This is a genomic window from Neisseria sp. HMSC70E02 (assembly GCF_001838645.1).
In the GTDB taxonomy this organism is placed as follows: domain Bacteria; phylum Pseudomonadota; class Gammaproteobacteria; order Burkholderiales; family Neisseriaceae; genus Neisseria; species Neisseria macacae.
Genome location: NZ_KV838116.1, coordinates 64,066 through 68,424, shown reverse-complemented (window position 1 = coordinate 68,424; position 4,359 = coordinate 64,066). Strand labels below are relative to the sequence as shown.

At 46.5% G+C, this 4,359-nt stretch carries 5 protein-coding genes; 2 read left to right on the top strand and 3 right to left on the bottom strand.

Annotated features, from left to right (window positions below; translation table 11 throughout):
• Positions 1 to 149 precede the first annotated feature (149 nt).
• The 3 genes from HMPREF3277_RS10780 to surE all read right to left on the bottom strand — a co-directional run bounded on the left by HMPREF3277_RS10780 (position 150) and on the right by surE (position 2,761).
• A complete protein-coding gene (locus HMPREF3277_RS10780; protein ID WP_003757360.1) occupies positions 150 to 488 on the bottom strand; it encodes a cupin domain-containing protein in 339 nt (112 codons plus the stop codon).
• Positions 489 to 708: 220 nt separating this feature from the next.
• Positions 709 to 1,629, bottom strand: a complete 921-nt coding sequence (locus tag HMPREF3277_RS10775) for a peptidoglycan DD-metalloendopeptidase family protein (protein WP_003757365.1) — start codon at positions 1,627 to 1,629, stop codon at positions 709 to 711.
• Between the two features lie 370 nt (positions 1,630 to 1,999).
• Entirely contained in the window at positions 2,000 to 2,761 is a 762-nt protein-coding gene (gene surE, locus HMPREF3277_RS10770) for a 5'/3'-nucleotidase SurE (protein ID WP_070871112.1), read from the bottom strand.
• Positions 2,762 to 3,027: 266 nt separating this feature from the next.
• Between surE and HMPREF3277_RS10765 the strand changes: the two genes are divergently transcribed.
• The gene (locus HMPREF3277_RS10765) at positions 3,028 to 3,555 is read left to right on the top strand and encodes a hypothetical protein (RefSeq protein WP_246830804.1); all 528 of its coding nucleotides are present in this window, start codon (positions 3,028 to 3,030) and stop codon (positions 3,553 to 3,555) included.
• A gap of 102 nt (positions 3,556 to 3,657) precedes the next feature.
• The gene (locus HMPREF3277_RS10760) at positions 3,658 to 4,320 is read left to right on the top strand and encodes a 4'-phosphopantetheinyl transferase family protein (protein WP_246830803.1); all 663 of its coding nucleotides are present in this window, start codon (positions 3,658 to 3,660) and stop codon (positions 4,318 to 4,320) included.
• Positions 4,321 to 4,359: the final 39 nt, after the last annotated feature.

Here is a 4,359-nt window from a genome sequence, read left to right as displayed (position 1 = left end):
GCCTTGTCCTGATTTAAAGTTAATCCACTATAAGTTGTCTTGGATCGGAACTTTGATTTATCGTTCTTTCTTTTTGAACAGCAATTAGATTGAATGTTGAAGAGGTCGTCTGAAAACCATTTTCCTTGGTTTTCAGACGACCTCTTTCTTTATAGGCAACATTTGCCGAAACGCAGTTTTTTATTCAGGCCGGAAGCGTAAGTAAGCTGCTTGATGACCAGTATATTGGTGTGGTCTTCTAGGGCGCGTATGCTGTGGGTTTCGTTGGGTTCAAGGCGGACGACTTGAAGTCCTTGCGTGGAGAGGGTTTCGGTTTGGGTGATGATTTTGGCGCTGCCGTTGAGTACCAGCAGGAGAATAATGGCATCGGCTTGATAATCGGGGATTTCATTATCCTTTTGCAGGGAGAGTTGAACGATTTCTTGGTCGATATCGCTATGGATAACGCCGCCGAGCAAGGCTTTGGGATCTAGGGTGTATTGTTGCATGATGACTCCTTGAGAAGAAAAGCTTTGAGAAAGATTTCAAAAGACGGAAATGTCTTGAGGGTCGTCTGAAAAATACTGGAGACGGCAATAAGTTTGATTGTACGGGTGTATTGACGGGGGAAATTCAATATAAGTCAATATTGTTGTGAATTGGGCGGATTGGCTTTTGTCTTTGAAAATAAAAACCGCCCAATTTGGGCGGTTTTGTATGGCATTGATTTTAAAATGCAACGTAGTTTGCAGGATTGACCGGTTTGCCGTTTTGGCGCACTTCAAAATGCAGTTGCGTGCGGCTGGCGTCTGTATTACCCATGTTTGCGATGGTTTGGCCGCGTTTGACTTGTTGTCCTTCATTGACCAGCAAGCGTTGGTTGTGGCCGTATGCGCTCAGATAAGATGAGTTGTGTTGGATGATGACCAGGTTGCCGTAACCGCGCAAACCTGAGCCGGCATAGACGACTTTGCCGTCAGCAGCGGCAACGACAGGTTGGCCGGCTGTACCGCCGATGTCTACACCTTTGTTGCTGCCGCCGAAGTTGCTGATGACGTTGCCGACGGTCGGACGTTGCCATGTGATGCCGCTGACTGTGCGGGTACCGCCTGTAGAAACGGTCGGGGTGTTAAGTGGTGCAGGAGTAGGTTTGGGAGAGGCGGTGTGTGTCGGAGGAGGTGTCGGAACGGACGCGGTAGCGGTTGGGGCGCTGTAGCCGTTCGGTTTGACGCGGAGGGTTTGTCCGACGCTGATGGTGTTGTCTGCCAAGCCGTTCCATGCGCGGAGGTTGTCTTGGGTAATTTGGTAACGTTTGGAAATGTTATAAACGGTATCGCCGCGCACTACGGTGTGTGTTGCAGCATTGATGTCCACCGGCGCGTAAGAAGGTGTGTAAGAGCCGGTAGGGCCGGAAGGGTAGCTGCTGTTGGCAGGAGGAGTGGAGGCGGGAGGGGTATAAGGGGCGTCGTTGTTGGCCGCATTAGTTTCGTAAGGCGCTGCACCATATGGATTGTTGGAGGCTGTGTTTGCAGAACCGGAATTGCTGCCGGAATTGCCTACGACGACGGGCGCAGGTTGTTGGCTGGCGCATGCGCTGAGTATGAGGGCGAGGGCTGCCGACCCTGCGTAAAATGCGGTTTTTTTCAACATGATTGGATGACCTTTATATCGGGTTGTTGTTTTATTGGGACATATCATAATAAAAATACGCCCTGTTCTCAAGTATTGCAGCCGTTAGTAACTGTTAAAGTGCCTGATTTTGACTGGTTCACCTGTTTGAAAATCTGACAGACAGCGGTTATGGGCTTAATGTAGGGTTTCATTTCAAAATAACTGTTTATAGTGGATTAACTTTAAACCAGGACGGCGTTACCTCGCCTTAGCTCAAAGAAAACGATTCTCTAAGGTGCTGAAGCACCAAGTGAATCGGTGCCGTACTATCTGTACTGTCTGCGGCTTCGGCCGCCTTGTCCTGATTTAAAGTTAATCCACTATATCAGAAGCAGGTCGTCTGAAAAGGTTATGTGTTTGAGGGTTTTATGCCTTGCCAAAACTCGTTGATGCTTTGGAGTTGGTTATAGGCTGTCAGGTCGATTTGCAGGGGGGTGATGGTGATGAATCCTGCTTCGCACTCTCCAAAATCGGTGCCTTCCTCTTGGTCGGAAATGTTGCCGACCGGCCCTATCCAGTAAATCGGTTCTCCGCGCGGATTGTGCATGGGGACGATACTTTGCTCGTGGTGTCTTCTGCCCAATCGTGTAATTTTAATGCCCTGTATGTCTTCAGGCATGACTGCGGGGATATTGATATTCCACAGGATGGGCTCTTTAGGAGGATTTTTTAACAAATATTCTAGCAACATCCAAACGGATTTTTCAGCGGTTTTCCAGTAGCGGCCGCGTGAATCATTCAATGAAAAAGCGATGGCGGGAATACCCATCAGATAGGCTTCGGTTGCTGCGGCGACTGTACCTGAGTAGAGGGTATCATCTCCCATGTTGGCGCCATTGTTTATTCCGGATAAAACCAAATCGGGTTTGAAATCGGGCAGGGCGTGTTGTCCGACATGGATACAGTCGGTTGGTGTTCCGCTGACATAGTAAAAACCGTTTGAGGCTTCTTTTATTTGCAGCGGGCGGTCAAGTGTTAAAGAATTGCTGACGCCGCTGCGGTCGCGTTCGGGTGCAACTACGCGGACATTGGCAAATTCTGCTGCAACGCGTGCCAAAATAGCAATGCCGGGGGCTAGGTAGCCGTCGTCGTTGGAAATTAAGATATTCATAAGCGTATCCGTAACATAATCTGGGCAGTCTAACGGTTGATGATAAAGTTTGTCTATTTTTCAGATGATTTTATGTGTGTGGCGAATTGCAGGTCGTCTGAAAGAGAGAGTTCATACAATTTGCTTTATAACAATATTTGAAGTCGTGCGGTGAGAGGGAATTTTTGTAAAAGAAGGGGTGATTTATTTCTTATCAGATAATCCGCAATGCATTACAATAACAAATCGTAATCCTTATTTACAAACTACTTTCGGGAGTTATTGAAATGCGCCGTTTTTCTTATCTAATCGCTTTGTCTTCAGTATTAGCCATTTCTGCATGTGCTAGTAACCAATCAAAATCGGAATCTTCTGCCGGAAATTCAGGCTCGGCTTCATCTCATGAACAAAATGCCGGGAAAGCTTCAGGAGCATGCCGCAGTGTGGGGGAAGGGCATAAAGTGAATGGCAAAGGAAAAAATGACGTTTATATGTGTAAGGCAAGTGTTGCACTGAATTCCGATGAAGCGAAATCTGTTCTGAATCCTAATATCAAAGTTTCTTACGGCAGCACCGGTAATACCACTTTGGTCTCCCGTCAAATTGCCAATATGGTCGGTAAAAGTCCGGAGGAATCCTGCCAGCGTGCTTTCTTGAGTACAGTGAAACGCTTCCAAAGCACTGCGGTACAAAGAAAAGCGAAATCCGTACGCTTAGTCAGCTATTTTGACAAAAAAACCGTTGGCGGCAATGAGTATGAATGCCATGTTGCTACTTGGAACAGCCGAGTAGTTTTAAAAGGAAGCTTGCATTAAAAGTGTAACGATCAAATTATGGTTTGGCGGTAATTTGGTCTAACTGTTATCTTTAAATGGTAGCTTAATGCTTGCAATGTGTTGAAATGAGCCGGTGGGTATATGCTGCCGGCTCATTTTGGTTTTAGAAAATTTTGTTTTGGATGTCCGATGAAGAAGCATTTGTATTGCCTGCTCGGAGATGAGCTACTTGCCGAAACTTATTGTGATGATTCTTTAAGTCAGCATGATAGGCAGAGGATAGCCCAATCACCGCAATTGTCGGAAAGAATAGATTGGAAAGTCAGTCGCGCCCTTAAGCAAAAATCAAAACATCCAATCGTTTCGCTCAGCCATAGTCACGGCATTGCTGCGGTGTTGTGTACATCAAATAGTCTTTCTGCCGGTGTGGATGTTGAGAAAATCCGTTTTCGTGATTTTCAGGCGTTGGCGGAGTGGGTATGTACTGAGTGGGAAAAGGAATATTTGGCATCCAGAGATTGGGATAAGGAAGAATTTTATCGACTGTGGTGCATTAAAGAAGCACTGTTGAAGGCGGCGGATTTGTATTTTCCCGAGGATATGCGCAAGGTTGGCTATCGATTTACGGCAGATGGAAAAAAGGGAATGCAGGTGTGCGGATGTTCGGATTGGCATGGGATGACAGCGATGTTGTCTGATGGATTTGCTGTTGCCTGTGTTTGGCAGGGGAATGATGTTGAAGTTTATCTGGAATGTCACGGCGGGATAAATAAGGATGATTTGATGAGGATAGAGGTCGTCTGAAAACAGAATATAGTGGATTAACTTTAAACCAGTACGGCG

Excerpts from the sequence above, each read along its gene's own strand:
- HMPREF3277_RS10765 (WP_246830804.1), top strand. The coding sequence starts at position 3,028 with ATGCGCCGTTTTTCTTATCTAATCGCTTTGTCTTCAGTATTAGCCATT.
- HMPREF3277_RS10760 (WP_246830803.1), top strand. The coding sequence starts at position 3,658 with ATGCTGCCGGCTCATTTTGGTTTTAGAAAATTTTGTTTTGGATGTCCG.
- HMPREF3277_RS10780 (WP_003757360.1), bottom strand. The coding sequence starts at position 488 with ATGCAACAATACACCCTAGATCCCAAAGCCTTGCTCGGCGGCGTTATC.
- surE (WP_070871112.1), bottom strand. The coding sequence starts at position 2,761 with ATGAATATCTTAATTTCCAACGACGACGGCTACCTAGCCCCCGGCATT.
- HMPREF3277_RS10775 (WP_003757365.1), bottom strand. The coding sequence starts at position 1,629 with ATGTTGAAAAAAACCGCATTTTACGCAGGGTCGGCAGCCCTCGCCCTC.